This window comes from Stenotrophomonas sp. STEN020 (genome assembly GCF_056760195.1).
In genome coordinates, this window is the sequence record NZ_JBRREI010000035.1 from 1 (window position 1) to 19,400 (window position 19,400).

Genomic DNA, 19,400 nt, shown 5'->3' on the forward strand with positions numbered 1-19,400 from the left:
AACCGCCCCCCGCTTGGGGGGGGGTTTTGGGTGTGTCCTTTTTTATCACAAACTTTCCGGGTTTTGGGGGGCGGGGGGCCCGCGGCGAAGCCACTGATCCAGCAGCCGGCAGATGCCCTGTTCGCCGGCTCGCCAATGCCCGCTACCAGTCAGGGGAGATGAAAGTCCTCGATTTTGTTGCCGCCAGCTTCGCGGCTTACGCCGCTCCCACAGAGCAGCCAGGCGTGCCAAAAAATTTCACAATGATTCAGCCACCTCAACAAAACCAAGGCAGAAACCGCTATGGATTTCATTTGAAACAAAAAAAACTACTGAAATCATTGATATATGAGCAGCACCGGCGCCGCTTTAGTAGTGAAAATTTTTTGCACTGCGCCTTGACATCGTTGTCACGAAGCACGGACACTCCGCATGCCGCAACGCCAACAGGTGTCGCGCCAACTTCCAGGGGACGTGCGTGGTTGCCAGCCGGAATCCAACAGCCAAGCTGACCACTCCTACATCTGCCGCGCCGCTATTGGCCGCCGATGTGGGCGGCACCCACGTCCGCGTGGGCCTGGTGCAGCCAGGCGGCAGCGCCAGCGCGCCCATGCAGCTACTGGCTTACCGCCAGTACCGTTGCGCCGACTATCCGGATCTGAGCAGCATCCTTGCCCAGTTCCCGGTGGATCGCGCCACCGTGAGCGAATGCGCCATCGCCAGTGCCGGTTACGCCCTGCCCGATGGCACGGTGATCTCAGCCAACCTGCCGTGGCCGCTGTCGTGCAACCGCATCCGCGATGACCTCGGCTTCGCCGCGGTGCATCTGGTCAATGATTTCGAAGCTGTTGCCCATGCCGCCGCGCATATCGATGCCAGCGACGCACTGCTGCTGAGCGGCCCTGCCCTCGCCGCCAAGGGACCGGTACTGATCGTGGGCCCCGGCACTGGCCTGGGCGCGGCACTGTGGATTCCCAACGGCAGCCGCTCGATGGTGCTGGCCACCGAAGCTGGGCAAGCCTCATTGAGCGCCAGCACCGCACTGGAAGTCGCCGTGCTGCAGCAGATGCTGCGCGGGCGCAGCCATGTCGCCATCGAGCACGCCTTGTCTGGCCCGGGCCTGCTCAATCTGTACAACGCACTGTGCGCCGTGTGCGATACGGCGCCGGTGCACGCTACACCCGATGCGATCAGCGCCGCCGCCTGCAATGGCAGTGATCCAGTTGCCGAACAAACGCTGCAGCTGTTCTGCGCGATTCTGGGCTCGACCATCGGCGACATGGCGCTGCTGTACGGCGCACAAGGCGGCATCTATCTGGCTGGCGGCATCCTGCCCAAGATCAGCCAGTTCCTCATCAACAGCAGCTTCGCCGAGCGGTTCCTCAACAAGGGACCGATGCGCGAAGCGCTGCAACGCATCCCCGTGAAGTTGGTAGAGCACGGGCAACTGGGCGTCATCGGCGCCGCCAGTTGGTATCTGGGACGCAGGGAAATCGATCCCAGCGCACCGCACTCGGCAGCAACGCAGGCGCATGCGGCAGCCCGCCCATGCACCGCTTCCAGCGACACAACCTCCGGCCAGTTCGCCGGCATCCATCAATGATGAGGAGAGACATCATGAGGTATCGCAAGTCCGTACTATCCGCCGCCATCGTCACCTGTCTGAGCTTTTCCGCGCACGCGCAGGAAGCCAGCAAGGAAGCCACCGAGCTTGACCGCGTTGTCGTCACCGGCATCCGCGCCAGTCTGCAGCAGTCGCTGGAAACCAAGCGCAACGCCGATGCCATCGTCGACGTGATCAGCGCCGAGGACGTGGGCAAGTTCCCGGCCACCAACGTCGCCGAAGCGATGACCATCATCCCGGGCGTCACCATCGATCGTGCATACGGCCAGGGTGAAAAGGTGTCCATCCTGGGTACCGATCCGGCATTGAACCGCACCCTGCTCAACGGCCAGTCCATCGCTTCGGGCGACTGGAACATGTCCGACTTCCCGACCCGTACCTTCAACTACTCGTTGCTGGCGCCGGAGCTGGTCGGCAAAGTCGAAGTATTCAAGTCGCCGGAAGCACGCCTGGATGAAGGCTCGATCGGCGGCACCGTCAACATCTCCACGCGCAAGCCGCTGGACATGCCGGAGAACGTCAGCGTCAGCGGTCGCGTCAGCTACGGCCGCAACGATCGCGTCGACAAGACCGACCCCAGCGCCTCTGCTGCCTTCGGCTGGAAGAACCAGGCCGAAAACTTCGGCTTCATCCTCTCGGCACAGGCCAGCAACGAAAGCATCCGCCGTGACGGCATCGAGTCCTACGGCACCGTCACCGCCAAGAACTACCGCGATGGCGTCGATGGCGCTGCCGGCTCGGTCAACAACACCGGCGATGACTGGTCGGTACCGGCGCTGCCGAATGGCAAGCAGCCACAGAAACCCGGCACCTGCCAGGGCGCCTGTGCCGACGCCTTGAACGCCAACCCGAACGCAGTGGGCCCGGGCTCGATGAGCGCGCACTTCTTTGAACAGAAGCGCAAGCGCAACACCTATTCCGCCTCGCTGCAGTTCAAGCCGGTCGAGCAGCTGAACATCGAGTTCAACGCATTGAAGGTCGACGCGAACTTCGACCACATGGCGCAGTCCATGTTCGTCTGGCCGGGCAATACCTATGGCGGCCTGATGACGATGACCGATGTCACCATCAAGGACGGCTTGATTACCAGTGGCACACACAAGAACGGCCGCGTGGCGTTCGATCTGCAGAACCGCCGCGCCAAGGTCGAGTCGGAAACCTACGACATCAAGGCCGACTGGAACGATGAGCGTTGGTTCGCCTCCACCCATATCGGCCGCACCAAGGCCGAAGGTGGCCCGAAGCAGGTTTATGGCAGCTTCCTGGCCAATGCCGACTACACCTGGTCGATCGAAAATGGCCCGAACAAGCCGGGCAGCGTCACCTTCCACGGCAAGAACCCGTTCACCGATCCGGAAGCCTTCCGCATGGATGGCGGTTATGCCAACCCGTGGCACACCAACCCGCCGGCAGAAGGAAACTGGGCATCGGGCTGGGGCGGCAATCTGGTGGAAAAGCCGACCCTCGACAAGGAAACCTACGGACAGCTGGACTTCGGCCTGAAGCTGGATTCGCCGGTCTACCTGATCCGCGCAGGCTACAAGCAGCGCTCGCATGAAACCGGCCAGATCCAGCGCGGCGTGACGCTGGCATCGATCCAAGGCTACGGCGACGCCACCGCCTCGATGTTCAACCCGCGCCCGTTGCCGGGCAACTACCTGAGTGGCTTCGGCGGCTATGGCGACCTCGCCGACCGCTTCACCATCGATGGCTGGGCACTTGCCGACTATATCGCCAGCAACAAGTGGCTGGCGCCGTGGCAGACCGCACCGGTGCCGACCACACTGGGCAATGCGGAGTTCGCACGCAACACCTGGACCATCGAAGAAGACATCAAGGCCGCCTACGTGCAGGCCGACTTCAGCTTCGATCGCCTGCGCGGCAACATCGGCGTGCGCTACGTACAGACCGAAGTTGGCAGCGGCGCCTGGATCTGCACCGTCAACAACCCCAAGGACTGCACGGCGGACAAGTACGAGTGGCGGGTCAAGCCGAGCAAGTACAACAACGCACTGCCCAACCTGAATCTGGTGTACGACGCCACCGACGAGCTGGTGCTGCGCTTCTCCGCTGCCAAGACCATGGCCCGTCCAGGCTACGCTGACGTGTCCAGCTACCTGTGGTTGTCCGATCAGCAGCAGACCGGCGGCGGCGGTAATCCGGACCTGAAGCCCTACCTGTCCACCAACCTGGACTTCTCGGCCGAGTGGTACTTCTCGCAGAACGCGATCCTGGCCGGTTCGCTGTTCTACCGTGACGTTTCCGATTACATCCTGATGGCAACCCGCCAGGAAACCCACTGGAACATCAACCAGGGCAAGGAGACCATCTATCGCGTTGATCGCCCGCAGAATGCCGGCGACGCCAAGATCAAGGGTGCCTCCCTGGCGTGGCAGCAGAACTTCGGCATGGGCTTCGGCATCGTCGCCAACTACACCTACTCCGATGGCGAGGCCACCAATGGCCGTCCGCTCCCGTACAACTCGAAGAACCAGTTCAACATCGCCCCGTTCTTCGAGAACGACAAGTTGGCAGCCCGCATCACCTACAACTGGCGCGACAAGTACTTCACCAACGTCAGCGGCGGTCGTGACCTGTGGACCATGGACTACACCTCGGTTGATGCTTCCATCTCCTACAAGATCACCGACAACCTGACCGTTGCCCTGGAAGGCATGAACCTGCTCGATGAGGAGTACCACTCCTACTCCGGCACGGAGCAGCTGCTGCGCGGCGCCTACCTGAGTGGCCGTCGCTACAACGCTTCGCTGCGCTTCGCCTTCTAAGCCAGCACCAACGCAGTACCGTTTCCGCTGTTCTTTCTCCTCCAGCGGGCCTGGGTTTTCCAGGCCCGCTTTTTTTTGCCCGCGATACGCAACTCCAACACCACCGCCACCCCAACCAACCAGCACTGCAGCGACCACGCCCTTCAACCTGCGTGGATGGCACCACGCACGGCCAGCAAGCATCCCGCTTGATGCACGCATCACGCCGCAAACAGCTGACGAGAACCACGAAACAGAATCTGCATTACCAATGAATTGAATATAAACATAATTTTCAAACCTTAACGAATGCTGCACCAAAAGGTTTCACAAGGAATGAATGGATATTATTTTTCATTGAATTTATCCTTAAAAAACAGGATAAATTGCGTGAAATAAATATTTTCAACCGCTCGATTTTCGTGAAAATTATTTTTGCAAATTCGAAACAAATACACGCAAACTCCACCCCGAGCTGAACGACGGTAGTCACCCGCCCCACCCACCCATCGAGACATGACGTGGACAAGCAAGGCCGGCAGTACACCCGATCCACTTCCAACAGCGCCCGTTGTCGAGCGCTCTCTACTTTTGCTGCAACCGGCCCGTTTCTGCACTGACACCGCGTTCGACGTGGCCAGCCGTTGCGGCAGCCGCGATGTTTCTCCGCACGCCCGAAGGGTTGCGGGATTCACTGGCCAGCAACATTTGCCGGCCATCCATCAGCAAAGGGAGAGAGACCTTTGAAACACCGCAAGTCACCGTTAACCGCCGCCATCGTCAGCTGTCTGGCGATCAGCTTTGCGGCCAGCGCACAGGAAGCGCAGCCGGATGCAACCGAACTGGATCGCGTCGTCGTCACCGGCATCCGTGCCAGCCTGCAGCAATCCCTTGAATCCAAGCGCAACGCCGACGGCATCGTCGACGTAATCACCGCCGAGGATGTGGGCAAGTTCCCGGCGACCAACGTCGCCGAAGCAATGACCATCATCCCTGGCGTCACCATCGACCGTGCATATGGCCAAGGCGAGCGCGTCAGCATCCTTGGCGTCGACCCGGCCTTGAACCGCACCCTGCTCAACGGCCAGTCCATCGCCTCGGGCGACTGGAACATGTCCGATTTCCCGTCCCGTACGTTCAACTACTCGCTGTTGGCACCGGAGCTGGTAGGCAAGGTGGAGGTATTCAAGTCGCCGGAAGCGCGCATGGACGAAGGCTCCATTGGTGGCACGGTCAACATCGCCACGCGCAAACCGCTGGACATGCCCGAGCAGATCAGCATCACCGGCCGTGTCAGCTATGCGCGCAATGATCGCGTCGAAAAAACCGACCCCAGCGCGTCAGCCGCGTTTGGCTGGAAAAACGCTGCAGACAACTTCGGCTTCATTCTCTCGGCCCAGTCGAGCAACGAGAGCATCCGCCGCGATGGCATCGAATCCTATGGCACCGTTCTGGCCAAGCACTACCGCGACGGTCTGGATGGCGCTGCAGGCTCCATCGCCACTGGCAACTGCAAGGGTGCATGCGCCGATGCGTTGAATGCCAATCCCAATGCGGTGGGGCCAAGCTCGATGAGCGCGCACTTCTTCGAACAGAAGCGCAAGCGTAATACCTATTCCGCATCGCTGCAGTTCAAGCCGATGGAACAACTCAACATCGAGGCCACGGCACTGAAGATCGATGCCAACTTCGATCATATGGCGCAGTCTATGTTTGCCTGGCAAGGCAATACCTATGGCAGCCTTGGCTCACTGACCGATATCACCATCAAGGACGGCCTGATCACCGGTGCCACCCACAAGGGCGGCCGCATGGTGTTCGACCTGCAGAACCGCCGCGCCAAAGTCGAATCGGAGACCTACGATATCAAGGTGGATTGGACCGACGAGCGTTGGTTCGCCTCTGGCCAGCTCGGCCACACCAAGGCGCAGGGCGGGCCCAAGCAGGTCTATGGCAGCTTCCTTGCACCCGCCGACTACAGCTGGTCGATCGCCAACGGCCCCGGCACGCCAGGCACGTTGAACATCAGTGGACGCAACCCGTTCACCGATCCGGAACTGTTCCGGATGGATGGCGGCTACGGCGCGAACCCGAACAGCCAGGCTACCTGGAACACCGGCTGGGGCGGCAATCTGGTCGACAAGCCAACTCTGGACAAGGAAACCTACGGCCAGGTGGATTTCGGCCTGAAGCTCGACTCTCCGGTTTACCAGCTACGTTTCGGCTACAAGCAACGCGCGCATGAAACCGGGCAGATCCAACGCGGCGTTGTGCTCGCCTCCGTGCAAGGCTGGGGTGATGCCACCACCGACATGTTCAACCCACGCGACCTTCCCAGCAATTATCTGGACGGCTTCAGCGGCTTTGGCGACCTGGGCAACCGCTTCACCATCGACGGCTGGGCGCTTGCCGACTACATCGCCAGCAACGACTGGCTGGCCCCCTGGCAGAACCCGCCAGTACCCACCACGCAGGGCAACTCCGAATTCGTTCGTAATACCTGGACCATCGAAGAGGACATCAAAGCAGCATACCTGCAGGCGGATTTCAGCTTCGAGCGCCTACGCGGCAACATCGGCCTGCGCTATGTCCGCACCGACTTGGACTCCAGTGCCTACGCCTGCAATACCGGCCGCCCCAGTTGCACCACGGCGACAATGACGCAGGCACAGGCCGAGGCCTCGTATGACTATGTTACGCGCAGCAGCAAGTACAGCAATGTCCTGCCAAACCTGAATCTGGTCTATGACGCCAGCGACGAGCTGGTGCTGCGTTTCTCCGCGGCCAAGACCATGGCGCGTCCAAACTATGCAGACGTTTCCAGCTACCTGTTCCTCTCCGACCAGGCACTGACCGGTGGTGGCGGAAACCCGAACCTGAGGCCCTACCGTTCCACCAATCTCGACTTCTCAGGCGAATGGTATTTCTCGCAGGATGCAATCCTGGCCGCCTCCATCTTCTACCGCGACGTGAGCGACTACGTGTTGCGGATCGCCAAGGAAGAGACCCACTACAACGTCAACCAGCTGCGCGATGCACAGTTCCTCGTCGACCGCCCACAAAATGCCGGTGACGCGAAGATCAAGGGGTACTCGCTGGCCTGGCAGCAGAACCTCGGTGCCGGCTTCGGGATCATCGCCAACTACACTTACTCCGACGGCGAAGCTACCAACGGCCGGCCACTGCCGTTCAACTCGAAGAACCAGTACAACCTGAGCCCGTTCTTCGAAAACGACACTTGGAACGCCCGTATCACGTACAACTGGCGCGACAAGTACTTCACCCGCGTCAGCGGCGGCCGTGACGTGTGGACGATGGAGTACCGCTCGCTGGATGCATCTGTCGCCTACAAGGTCACAGAAAATCTCAGCATCGGCCTTGAAGGCATGAACCTTCTGGACGAGAAGTACCACAGCTACTTTGGCACCGAGAAGCTGCTCAACGGCGCCTACAAGAGTGGCCGTCGTTACATGGCGTCACTGCGCTTTGCCTTCTAAGTCGTAATGCAACACCACCTGGCGGGAGCCGAGTGCTCCCGCCGGGTTCCTGACAGCCAACCTGCACGCACCGGGCATCAACGCATGGAACAGCCAAGCAAAAACATCCTTCATCCCCAGTTCCCGCTGCTGCCCGCACTACTGGCCGGGCTGTTGTTGCTGCCAGCCCACATTGCACATGCCACTGACAACCTCTCTGGCTACTGGCTCGGCGAGATCGGCAGCCCACGCGAGAAGGTCAGCATAGGACTGAACCTGCAGGCCGACGCCAACGGTCGCTATGACATGCACCTCGACCTGCCCATCGCCCACCTGCGCTCGCTGCCCCTGCACGGCAAGGCGGATCTGGACGACAACAACAACCTGGTCCATCGCACCCTGCACATGGCGCTGCAGCTGCAGGACAAGGAATTGACTGGCACTCTGTTGGGCAGCGGCGAACGTCTGCGCCTGCGACGTGGCGAGCCCGCCTCACTGCCCGCTGACAACGCAGCCAATACATCACCCCAGGCCTTGTCCGGCCCGCGCTGGAAAGCCCAACTTGGCGGCCAGATCTTTGCCTCGCCGGTTGTCGCCGATGGCATCGCCTATATCGGCACCACCGCAGGCACCCTGTTCGCCGTCGATCTTGCCGATGGCAGCCTGCGCTGGGGCAGCGCATTGGGTTACCCGGTCTATGCAACCGCGTTGGTGACCGACGACGCGGTGTTCGTCAACAGCGATGGTGGCTACCTGCATCGGCTCGACCGCAAGACCGGCCGCGAGCAATGGCGCTCATCCATCCAGGACGCGCGCAGCAGCCGCGAGCCGCCGCAACCACAATCGGCGGCCTGGGAATGGCAGGGCCCGCGCCCGCTGCTCGGCAATGGCCAGATCTATATCGGCGGCAACGATGGCAGCGTGCAAGCGCTGGACATGCGCACCGGCGCCAGCCGTTGGAAGCGACAGCTTGCTGGTCGCATCCAGCATGGCCTGGCCAGCGACGGCACCCAGCTGTTCGCAATCACCGAAGCAGGCGTGGTGCAGGCGCTCAATGCACGCACTGGCACGCCGCTATGGCAGTACCGCCTGGCTGCGCGCCCAGGCGCAGCACCGGTGGTGCACCGCGGCCGCGTGTTCTGCAATGACCGCAGCGGCGTGCTGCATGCAATCAACGCCACTACCGGCAACGCGCTGTGGCTTACCCAGTTCTGGACCTCGTGGATCGAGTCCGAACCCTCCTTCGACGGCAACACGCTCTATATCGGCTCCTCGGACCTGCGCAAGGTGAGCGCCATCGACATCGTCAGCGGGCGCGTGCTGTGGCGCACCGACGTTGGTGGCTGGAGCTGGGGCACGCCGCTGGCACTGGGCGATCACCTGCTGGTCGGGATGGCCGCTGGCCACCCCTATTTTCTTGAGCACGGCGCTGGCGTAGGCGTACTGGATAGACGCGACGGACGCCTGCTCGCTACCCATGCACTGCCATCCGGGCGCGGCTTCCAGTGGGGCATCGCCGGTAGCCTCGTCAATCATGCGGATGTGCTTGTGGCTGCCGATATCGAAGGCGTGCTGATGGGTTTTGCACTTGATGCGATGATCCAATCCAGTAGCGCCACCACTGCGCAGGCCACTGCCGCGCAGCCTGTCTTGCCCGCCCTCCCCCCGCGGATCGCAGCAACCGCAACATCAACTGCAAACGCAACAGCGGCTGTCAGTACGCCAGCCGTCAACAACAAGGATCCATGATGCACCGACACCGACTCTCCAGCCATGCCCTGCACGCTGCGCTGCTGCTCGCCCTGGGCGCTGCCAGTGGCCACGCAGGTGCTGCCACCAACAGTGCAAGCGCCCAACTGCTGCCGGTCGAAGTAACCGGCGCCAGCATCATTCCGCGCCCGGTATCGGTGCTGCCAGGCAATGGCCGCTTCAGCGTCGATGCCTCCACCCGCGTGATCGCCGCTGACGGCGCCAGCGAAGTCGCCGCACAGTTCACCCAACTGCTGGCGCGCACCACGCCGCTGCAGCTCACCCCCCGCAGCAGTGGCCAGGCCAAAGGCGCAATCCAGTTCCGCATCAGCAAGCCTGCTGCCAACGCGGCATCTGCCGAGAGCTATTCGCTGCGCATCAACGCCGATGGCGTGCTGGTCGAAGCCGGTGATGCACGCGGCCTGTTCCATGGCGCGATGTCCTTGTGGCAACTGCTTGCTGCTGCACCATCAAACAGCATCGCGCTGCCGGCGATGCAGGTTGAAGATGCACCGCGCTTCAACTGGCGCGGCTTCATGCTCGACTCGGCGCGCCACTTCCAGAGCATCGATGACATCAAGCTGATCCTCGATGCGATGGCCACGCACAAGCTCAATACCTTCCACTGGCATCTCACCGATGACCAGGGCTGGCGCATGGAAATCAAGCGCTACCCGAAGCTGACCGAAGTGGGCAGCTGCCGTTCCGCCGCGGGCGAAGCTGGCGTTGGTGCTGACGGCAAGCCGCATCTGTATTGCGGTTACTACACCCAGGATCAGATCCGTGATGTGGTGGCCTATGCCGCCGCACGCCACATTACGGTTGTGCCCGAGATCGACGTACCCGGCCACGCCCAGGCCGCGGTTGCCGCCTATCCGGAGCACGGTGTCGTCGATGGCCCGACCAAGCCATCGGCCAACTGGGGCGTGAACCCCTATCTGTTCAACCCGCGCGAGGAAACCCTGCAGTTCCTGGAGAACATCCTGGCCGAAGTGCTGGAAATGTTCCCCGGCCAGTACATCCACATCGGCGGCGACGAGGCTGTGAAGTACCAGTGGCAGGATTCGCCGCAGGTGCAGGCCTATATCCGCGAGCTGGGGCTGAAGGACGAAGAAGCACTGCAGTCGCACATGCTCAAGCGGCTGGAGAAGTACCTGGAAGACCACGACCGCAAACTGATCGGCTGGGACGAGATCATCGAAGGCGGCTTGCCGCCGCAGGCCACGGTGATGTCCTGGCGCGGTATCGAAGGCGGCATCGAGGCAGCCACGCACGGCCACGACGTGGTGATGACGCCGGGCAATACCTTGTACCTGGATTTCCTGCAGACCAATCTGCCGGAAGAACCGACCGGACGCCCCAAGTTCACCTCGATGCAGCGCGTCTACGCGTTTGATCCAGTCCCGGCGGTACTGACCCCGGCGCAGCGCAAACACGTGATCGGCGTACAGGCCAATATGTGGACCGAACACACCCGCAACGGCAAGGACCTCAAGCACAACGTGTTCCCGCGCCTGGCGGCACTGTCCGAGATCGCCTGGACGCCGTTGCAGAACAAGAGCTACGACGACTTCCTCGCACGTCTGCCGGCGCAGTTGCAGCGCTACAAGGCGTTGGGCATTGACTACGGCCAGACCGCGCTGTCGGTGGCGATGAAGCGTCAGGATGATCGTGCAGCTGAAAAGGTGACGGTCGAGCTGTCCAACCCGCTCAGCTACCGGGACATCCGCTACACCACCGATGGCAGCACGCCGACCGCGCAGTCGCCTGCCTATCCCGGCGCACTGACCTTGTCGGTGCCGACCGTGCTGACCGCGCTGACCTTCTTCAACGGCAAGCCGGTGGCCGACAAACCCAGCCAATGGAACTTCGATGCGCAGTCGCTGCTGGCCCGCACCGACAAGACCCTGGCGCAATGCCCGCAGGGCGGCCGCCTGCTGCTGCGTCTGATCGACGACAACCCGCTGCACGGTGAGCGCGACAACTTCGACGTCAGCATCTTCAACCCGTGCTGGCTGTGGGAAGACGCGCAGTTGCAGGACATCGCCTCGGTCAAGGTGCGCGCTGGACGCATTCCCTACAACTTCGGCCTGCTGCGCCCGGAGGAAGCCAAACGCGGCTTCCGCAAGCCGGTGAGCCAGTACGGCGAGTTTGAAGTGCGTGCCGGCTGCGAGGGCCGCGTGCTGGCCACCGTGCCGCTGCCGCAGCAGCCGGGCAAGGATGGCTTCATTGAACTGGAGGCACCGCTGCAAGCGGGTGCCGGGCAGATCACCGACCTGTGCATGACCTTCAGCGGCGATACCCGTCCGCAGATGTGGGTGCTGGACCAGGTGCGTCTGCAGCCGAAGCAGTAAGGCCCGGGGAGAAATCGCCGGGAAGGCGCGGTGCGGTACGTGAGTCCTCTCCACCCACGTCCCGCACCGCACCGACTTTGCAAAATCACCGGCACCTCGACGGTGCCTGTGATGGCGCAACGTAGCAGCCAAAGGGCCGCCTGCGTAAGTGCCAAAACAGCGGAAATGGCTGATTTATCTAAAGAATTAAGTTGCAGCCGCAACCAGAACAGCTTGCAGCGCTGCCTGTCGGCACACTATCGGCTCAACGCCCTTGCAGCCTCAGCAGTAAATCCCGCAACGGCGTAAGCACAGTCAGCATGCCGATCAGCACACCACTGGCATTGGCCAGGGCGTCCATCGGATCGGCCATGCGTGTAGCAGTCAGCGCGCCTTGTCCCCATTCGATGCCCACGCCCATCGCAACCAAACCTGCTGCCACCCAACACAGCGCGCGGCGGCTGCCGAACAGCTGCACCGCACTGGCGGACAGGATGAAGTAGGCCAGTAGGTGCTCAACCTTGTCGCTGTTCTGCGGCAGGTTCAGTTCTGGTGGCGGGATCAGGCATACAACGATCACCGCCAGCACTGCTACACACCACAGGCCCAACCAGAATCCAGCGCGACGCAGCGGTTTCAGTGTGGTGCTTACAGCCGCCACGTCAGGTCACCGAGCAGGAAGGCGGCCGACATGTCGACGTCGCGACTAAAGCCCATCACCTGGAAGCGCTCGCCCATTTCGGTCGGCAGGGTCAGCCGCTTGAGCTGATCGCGCAGGCGCAGCTGGCCGACTTCATCGGTGCGTTGTTCGGCCTGCAGCAGCAGATCGGTGATGCCGTTGCCGAGCAGGAAGTTGGCCTGGTTGCTGTAACCGGCCAGGTCGAAGCCGGCATTGGTACCGGCTTCCGCCAGCGCGGTGAAATCCACCGATGCGGTGATGTCCTGCAGGCCGGGCCACAGGAACACATCGTTGTGCACACGGTGACGGTAGAACGCGCGCATCGTGCCGTCTGTGCGATCGTGCTGGTAGAACTCGCTGCGCGAATAACCGTAGTCGACGAACAGCATCGCACCACGCTGCATGCCACCGGCCACGGCCTGAATCCAGTACGGCAGCTGCGGCAACACTTCGGAACGGTAACCGTGCGCGAACGGACGTTCCAGATAGCGCTCCACATGCCGCACTGCGCCCAGCATCAGCTGGTCGGCTGGTTGTGCACCGCGCACGAAGCGGCCTTCGCCGTCGAGTTCCACGGTCTCTTCATAGATCTCGCCCTCGTCGGCGAGGAAACGCGGCGTCGGCAGCGCGTCGATCACCTCGTTGGCGAACAGCACGCCGTCCCAATCGTCATCGAACGGCCGGTCCAACCACTCCACCAGCGCGAACACCGGCGGAATCAATGCGCGCTCGAGGCGTTCGCGCTGGCGCTCACGAAGGTCGGCACTGGGTTCGAGGATGGCGTAGCGCTCCGGCAGCGCATCCAGTTCCAGCAAACGCTTGAGCATGATTTCGGCAAACGCGCCGCTGCCGCCGCCCAGCTCCAACATGCGTGCCTGCGGGCCGAGCTGCTTCAGCACCGGCGCAACTGCATTGGCGGTGGTGGCGGCAAACAGTGAGCCGATCTCCGGCGAGGTAACGAAGTCACCGGCAGCACCAAACTTGCTGGCACCGGCGCTGTAGTAGCCCCAGCCCGGCGCATACAGTGCCAACTCCATGAAGCGTGAGAACGGCACCGCACCGCCCTGGGCAAGGATGTCCGCACGCAGGTGCGCGGCCAGCTGCTCGCTGTGGGCAAGCGCGTCTGAATCGGGGATTGGCAGGTCGGAATGCATGATGCGGCGGTTTGCGAGGACAATGCACAGGATAGCTGAGTAAGGAAATCCCAGATGACAGAATCCCAACGGGTGGCCCTGGTCACCGGCAGCGCGCGCCGCATCGGTGCCGGCATTGCCCGTCACCTGCACGCCCATGGCTACCGCATCGCCCTGCATGCGCACCAGTCCAGCGAGGAGCTGCAGTCACTGGCCTTCGATCTGGAGAGCGAGCGCGCGGGCAGCGTATTGGCGCTGGAAGCCGATCTGCGCGACGTGGCCGCCCTGCCCGACCTGGTGGAACAGACCGTCGGCCAGTTCGGCCGGCTGGACGCGCTGGTCAACAACGCCTCCAATTTTTTCCCTACCCCGTTCGGGCAGGTACAGCCGGAGCAATGGGATGAATTGTTCGCGGTGAATACGCGCGCGCCGTTCTTCCTGGCGCAGGCCGCCGCGCCGCATCTGATCAAACAGCGCGGCGCCATCGTCAACCTGACCGACCTGCACGCCACCCAGCCGCTGCGCGAGCACCCGGCCTACAGCTCGGCCAAGGCCGCGCTGGAGATGGTGACCCGCTCGCTGGCGCTGGAACTGGCCCCGCATGTACGCGTGAATGCCATCGCCCCCGGCGCCATCCTCTGGCCCGAACAGGGCAAGAGCGAGGCCGCCAAGCAGAAGCTGATGGAGCGCACCCCGCTGGACCGCCTCGGCACCCCGCATGAGATCGCCTCGGCGGTACGCTGGCTGCTGGACGACGCCGGCTACATCACCGGCCAGACCCTGCGCCTGGACGGCGGCCGCCTGCTGACCTAGTGCCGCGCACCCGTAGTGCCGAGCCATGCTCGGCAAGGGGCCTTACCAGCAAACAGCTGCCCTCACCCCAACCCCTCTCCCGCAGGCGGGAGAGGGGCTCAAGAAGCCTTCACCGTGCCCACTGTAGTGCCGAGCCATGCTCGGCAAAGGGCCTTACCAGCAAACAGCTGCCCTCACCCCAACCCCTCTCCCGCAGGCGGGAAAGGGACTCAAGAAGCCTTCGCCGCGCCCACTGAAGTGGGGGGGGCGGGGGCGGGGCGGGGGGGGGCGCGCGCCCCCCAACCACCCCACACCCCGCCCCCGGCCCCCCCCCGCCGCCCCCGCGCCCCCCCCCCGCGCCGCGGCCCCCCCCCCCCGCCCCCCCCCCCCCCCCCCCCCCCCCCCCCCACTACAGGGGCAGCCCTACAACTCCACCGTGTCGAACGCCTGCCCGTGCTGCGGGTGCTGCTGCCACATCTGCTGCAGGCTCAGGCCGCGTACCGGGTCGATGAAATCCGGGGCGATGTCGGCCAGCGGCTTGAGCACGAAGGCGTGCTTCAGCTCCGGGCGCGGAATGCGCAGATTACCCGGGCCCTCAACCACCAGGTCGCCGTAATACACCACGTCGATATCCAGGGTACGGTCGCTGAAACGCGGGCCGGAACGGTCGCGGCCATGCGCGTCCTCCACCGCGTGCAGCCAATCGTCCAACTCGTCCAGCGGCAGGTCGGTGTCCAGCTTCACTGCGTTATTAAGGAAGTCCGGGCCGTCAAAACCCACTGCCGGGGTGCGGTACGCCGGGGAGACGCTGATCGTGCCAAAACGTTCGCGCAATACGGCAACGGCCGCTTGCAGGTAATGCTGCGGTTGCAGGTTGCTGCCCAGGCTGAGGAGCACGGTGGTCATGAGTTGGTTTGCCTGCGGGCCCGCCCGCGCCACGATGGACGAGCTTGAGCACCGCATCGTAGGAGGGGGGCGCACATGATAGGCCAGCTATCGCCAACCCGCATATGCCAGCGGGTCTGTATCAGCCCACACCCAGCGCGTCGGCTACCGCCCGGAACACCCGCTGCATCTCCAGTGGCTTGGGCAACACATGCACGCTGATACCCGACGGCGCCTCACCATCGGCGAAGGCCGGCGCGTTGGCGTCCTCCAGCACGATCGCCGGACCGCGATAGCCCATCGCCTGCATCTCCGCCAACAGCTGCCCGGCCGAAAGCAGCGGGATACCGCTGTCGACCAGCACCACATCCGGCAGCCCCGCCTCCTGCAGGTGCCGCATCGCTACCGCGCCATCGCTGGCCAGGCGCATGCGATAGCCCTGGCTGGACAGCGCATTGCCCAGCAGCGACAAACGCGTGGCCTCGTCATCAACCACCAGCAGGCGCTCACCATGGCCGACGCGGGTTCTCTCCAGTGGCTCGGCATCTTCACTGCCGGCGCTTTCGCACATCGGCAACAGCAGCTCGAAGGTGGTGCCTGCGCCCAGCTCGCTCTGCACCTGGATCTGCCCACCAATGCTTTCGACGATGCGATGGCAGGACACCAGACCCAAGCCAGTGCCCTCGGCCTTGGTGGTGAAAAATGGGGTGAACAAACGTTGCACCGTGGCTGCATCCATGCCGATGCCGTCATCGCTGACGCGGATGCGCACCATGTCCTCTTCGCCGGCGACCCGCTCGGCGATCAGACTCAAGCTGCCACCATCGGGCATTGCCTGGATGGCATTGAGCGCAAGATTCAGCAATACCTGCTGCAGCTCGGTGTAGTTCGCCTCGATCGCCATGCGATCATCGGACACTTCCAGATGCAGCTCGGCATTGCGCGGCAGGCTGCTCTTGAGCAGCATCCCCACCGCCTGGAACAAGCGCTGCAATACGATCCGCTCGCTGGGCTGGCGTGAGCCGCGCACGAAGGACAGCATCGACTCGACCATCTCATGACCACGGCGTCCGCATTCGGCGATGACATCGGCCAAGCGGACGATCTTGGGGTCATCGCTGCGGTCACGGATCAGGTCCGGAATGATCAGCAGTGGCTGCAGGATATTGCGCAGGTCATGGCTGAGCCCAGCGGCGAGCAGCGCCAGGCTCTCCAGCCGCTGCGCGCGCATCAACTCATCTTCCACCCGCAGCCGCTCGCGCTCGCTGCGAGTCTCGCGCACCAGTCGCGCCACCGCCGACGGCAGCCGAGCCGGCTGGTGCTTGATGATGTAGTCATTGGCGCCTTGCTGCAGCGCTTCCACTGCAGTCTCCTCACCCATGGTGCCGGAGACGAAAATGAAGGGAACCCTGGGGTGCAACTCACGCAGGATCTGCAGCGCCTGATAGCCGGAAAAACCCGGCATGCTCAGGTCTGACAACACCACATCCGGCACACCCTCGGCCAAGGCGTCGCGCATCGCCGGCTCGTTGTCGACACGCTCGAACTCGATCTGCAGACCGGCCTCGAGCAACTGGTCGACGACCAGCTCGGCATCTTCGGGCGAATCCTCCACCAGCAGGATTCGCAGCGGCCCCAATGGCGCTCCCTGATTCGGCATCTGTATTTACTCGTGCTCCGGTGCCTGGTTGATCAACGCCCAGAAGGTGCCGATCGTCCGCACCGCCTGGAAGAACTGGTCGATGTCCACCGGTTTGACCACATAGGCGTTGACGCCAAGATCCCAACTGCGGGCCAGATCGCTCTCTTCGCGCGAGGAAGACAGGATCACCACCGGTAAACGTTTGAGATCCTCGTCGGCGCGGATCAGCCGCAGTACTTCAAGGCCGTCCATGCGCGGCATCTTGATGTCCAGCAGCAGCACGGCTGGCAAGCCTTCCTCGCGCTGGGCGAAGGCGCCGCGCCTCAGCAGGAAGTCCATTGCTTCAACCCCGTCTTCGACATGCACGATGGGGTTGGCCAGGGAGGCATCGCGCAGCGCGTCGATCGCCATCTCGGCATCGGCTCCGCTGTCTTCGGCAATCAGGATGGTACGCAGGGGACTCATTCCACGGTGTCCTTGTTGGATGCTTCGGTTGCGGTTGCCTGGGGGAGAACGAAACTGAAAGTAGCGCCTTGATCCACCTGGGCGTTGGCCCAGATGCGGCCGCCGTGCCGGGTCAGCACGCGGCGCACGCTGGCCAGGCCAATGCCGGTGCCGGGATATTCCGAGGCCTTGTGCAGGCGCTGGAACACACCGAATAACTTGCTGGCGTATTGCATGTCGAAACCAGCGCCGTTATCGCTGACGCTGAACTGATGGCTGCCGTCAGGCAGCTGTTTGGCGCTGACCTCGATTACCGCCTTGTCGCGCGCCGCGGTGTACTTGACCGCATTGGCGAGCAGATTCAGCCATACCTGGCGCAGCATGTTTTCATCGCCAATCAATACCGGCAGCCTGCCGATCTTCCACTCCACCTCGCGCGGCTTGCCATCGGCGCCGGCTTCGCTCTTCAGATTGGAATCCAGCAGCGCGCGGGTATCGGCCACCAGCGACTGCATGTCCACCCGCTGCATGCGCATCGCGCCACGTCCCAGCCGCGAGTAGACCAACAGATCATCGATCAGGGCCGCCATCAGCTGTGCCGAGCTGCTGATCACATCGAGGTAATGCTGGGTCTTGCCGTCGATCGCCTCGCCCAGGTGCCGCTTCAACTTGTCGGAGAAACCGGCCACATGCCGCAATGGTGCGCGCAGGTCGTGCGAGACCGAATAACTGAAGGCCTCCAGCTCGCGGTTGACGTCGGCCATCTGTTCGACCTTGCCTTCCAGCTGGTGGTTGAGCTCTTCCACGTGTTGCTGCACGGCACGTTGCACGGTGACATCGCTGATCGTCATCAACACCACATCGTCCTCGGCGTCGGGCAAGGCCATGCGCCGGGCGTTGATCAGCATGGTGCGATGCATGCCATCCACGCTGCGCTGCTGGTGTTCGAAATCCCATAGCTCACGCCCACGCAGCAGTACATCGGCCAGGCGCTGGCGCACCAGCGGGTCCTCCCACTCACCACTACCGATGTCCTGCAACTGGTGCAGGCTGATATCAGCGTCATCAACGCCATACAACTCGGTGAATGCGGTGTTGTGCAGCACCACACGCAGCTTGTTGTCGAGCAATACGATGGGCTCGCGTACCGTCTGCAGCACCGCATTGGCACGGTCGCTGGCCTTGCTGAGGCGGCGTTCGACATCGGCGCGGCGGCCAATCTGCCGCTGCAGCAGCCACAACACCAGACCCAGCAGCAGCAATTGCACCGCCAACGCGGTCCAGGTAACCATCGACGCCAGCTGCTGCTGGCGCTGTGCCAGCGCGGCACGCTCTACCAACAAGGTGTCCTCGTGCTGCTGCAGTTCCTGCACCAGTTGCCGGATCGGGTATTGGAAGGTCATCTCCTCGATCAGCTCACGCTGCCGGGGCGAATCGGTGCTGGCGGCGATTTCCCTGGCCAGCGCCATGCGCCGCTCCAGCATCGATTCCATCTTGCCGATACGCACCAGTTGCTCAGGGCTGTCACGGACCAGCTGGGCCAGTTCCCCCAGATTGATGCCGATGCGGTCAGCGGTGTGCAGGCGCTCCTGCAGTGCCGGCGAATCGATGCCCTTAGACAAGGTCAACGCCGCCGACTCGACGTCGCGGATGTCCGCCTGCAGGTTGTACAGGCGCGCGCCAACCGCCTGGGTATGCGCAACCCAATTGGCCGCATTGACGCTGTCACTGGAAAGCCGCTGCAGGGTCAAGGCCGGCACCACGATGATCAACAACGCCGCCAGCCCAAGCCCGAACAGGCGCCAGCGACTCCAGTCATCGTCGGTCAATCGTGTCGCCATCGCTTCCCCTGCGTGCTGACGGACCGGCGCGTGTCGCGAAGGCCCGGAGTTCATCGAC

Annotated in this window: 13 protein-coding genes; 7 read left to right on the forward strand and 6 right to left on the reverse strand. The window is 63.1% G+C overall.

Annotation, left to right across the window (positions count from 1 at the left end):
- The first annotated feature begins 158 nt into the window (after window positions 1–158).
- The 6 genes from ACVOLZ_RS14685 to ACVOLZ_RS14710 all read left to right on the forward strand — a co-directional run bounded on the left by ACVOLZ_RS14685 (window position 159) and on the right by ACVOLZ_RS14710 (window position 11,947).
- The gene (locus tag ACVOLZ_RS14685) at window positions 159–491 is read left to right on the forward strand and encodes a hypothetical protein (RefSeq protein ID WP_481516768.1); all 333 of its coding nucleotides are present in this window, start codon (window positions 159–161) and stop codon (window positions 489–491) included.
- Window positions 458–1,582 (forward strand): glucokinase family protein, encoded by a 1,125-nt coding sequence (locus ACVOLZ_RS14690; RefSeq protein ID WP_481516769.1) that lies wholly within the window; start codon window positions 458–460, stop codon window positions 1,580–1,582. Before ACVOLZ_RS14685 ends, ACVOLZ_RS14690 begins: the two co-directional genes overlap by 34 nt.
- A gap of 14 nt (window positions 1,583–1,596) precedes the next feature.
- Window positions 1,597–4,389 (forward strand): TonB-dependent receptor, encoded by a 2,793-nt coding sequence (locus tag ACVOLZ_RS14695; protein WP_481516770.1) that lies wholly within the window; start codon window positions 1,597–1,599, stop codon window positions 4,387–4,389.
- Between the two features lie 722 nt (window positions 4,390–5,111).
- Window positions 5,112–7,865 carry a TonB-dependent receptor gene (locus tag ACVOLZ_RS14700; protein ID WP_481516771.1) on the forward strand — a complete coding sequence of 918 codons (2,754 nt, stop codon included), beginning with the start codon at window positions 5,112–5,114 and terminating at the stop codon, window positions 7,863–7,865.
- An 84-nt stretch (window positions 7,866–7,949) separates the two neighbouring features.
- Window positions 7,950–9,593 carry an outer membrane protein assembly factor BamB family protein gene (locus ACVOLZ_RS14705; protein WP_481516772.1) on the forward strand — a complete coding sequence of 548 codons (1,644 nt, stop codon included), beginning with the start codon at window positions 7,950–7,952 and terminating at the stop codon, window positions 9,591–9,593.
- Window positions 9,593–11,947, forward strand: a complete 2,355-nt coding sequence (locus ACVOLZ_RS14710) for a beta-N-acetylhexosaminidase (RefSeq protein WP_481516773.1) — start codon at window positions 9,593–9,595, stop codon at window positions 11,945–11,947. Before ACVOLZ_RS14705 ends, ACVOLZ_RS14710 begins: the two co-directional genes overlap by 1 nt.
- 244 nt (window positions 11,948–12,191) lie before the next feature.
- On the opposite strand, the gene ACVOLZ_RS14715 is transcribed toward ACVOLZ_RS14710, so the two are convergent.
- Both ACVOLZ_RS14715 and ACVOLZ_RS14720 read right to left on the reverse strand, forming a co-directional pair.
- Entirely contained in the window at window positions 12,192–12,587 is a 396-nt protein-coding gene (locus ACVOLZ_RS14715; protein WP_481516774.1) for a VanZ family protein, read from the reverse strand.
- Entirely contained in the window at window positions 12,575–13,759 is a 1,185-nt protein-coding gene (locus ACVOLZ_RS14720) for a class I SAM-dependent methyltransferase (RefSeq protein ID WP_481516775.1), read from the reverse strand. The genes ACVOLZ_RS14715 and ACVOLZ_RS14720 overlap by 13 nt, the downstream gene beginning before the upstream one ends.
- A 54-nt stretch (window positions 13,760–13,813) precedes the next feature.
- Between ACVOLZ_RS14720 and ACVOLZ_RS14725 the strand changes: the two genes are divergently transcribed.
- Entirely contained in the window at window positions 13,814–14,551 is a 738-nt protein-coding gene (locus ACVOLZ_RS14725) for a pteridine reductase (RefSeq protein ID WP_481513788.1), read from the forward strand.
- Window positions 14,552–14,953: 402 nt separating this feature from the next.
- Here the strand turns inward: ACVOLZ_RS14725 and folK are convergent, their stop codons facing one another.
- The 4 genes from folK to ACVOLZ_RS14745 all read right to left on the reverse strand — a co-directional run bounded on the left by folK (window position 14,954) and on the right by ACVOLZ_RS14745 (window position 19,342).
- On the reverse strand, window positions 14,954–15,436 hold the full coding sequence (gene folK, locus ACVOLZ_RS14730; RefSeq protein WP_481516776.1) for a 2-amino-4-hydroxy-6-hydroxymethyldihydropteridine diphosphokinase: 483 nt from the start codon (window positions 15,434–15,436) through the stop codon (window positions 14,954–14,956).
- Between the two features lie 121 nt (window positions 15,437–15,557).
- Window positions 15,558–17,075, reverse strand: a complete 1,518-nt coding sequence (locus ACVOLZ_RS14735) for an ATP-binding response regulator (protein ID WP_481516777.1) — start codon at window positions 17,073–17,075, stop codon at window positions 15,558–15,560.
- 6 nt (window positions 17,076–17,081) lie between these two features.
- Window positions 17,082–17,522: a response regulator gene (locus tag ACVOLZ_RS14740; RefSeq protein ID WP_481508709.1), complete on the reverse strand. Its 441-nt coding sequence runs from the start codon at window positions 17,520–17,522 to the stop codon at window positions 17,082–17,084.
- Complete coding sequence (locus ACVOLZ_RS14745; RefSeq protein WP_481516778.1) at window positions 17,519–19,342, reverse strand: sensor histidine kinase; 1,824 nt, start codon at window positions 19,340–19,342, stop codon at window positions 17,519–17,521. The genes ACVOLZ_RS14740 and ACVOLZ_RS14745 overlap by 4 nt, the downstream gene beginning before the upstream one ends.
- Window positions 19,343–19,400 lie beyond the last annotated feature (58 nt).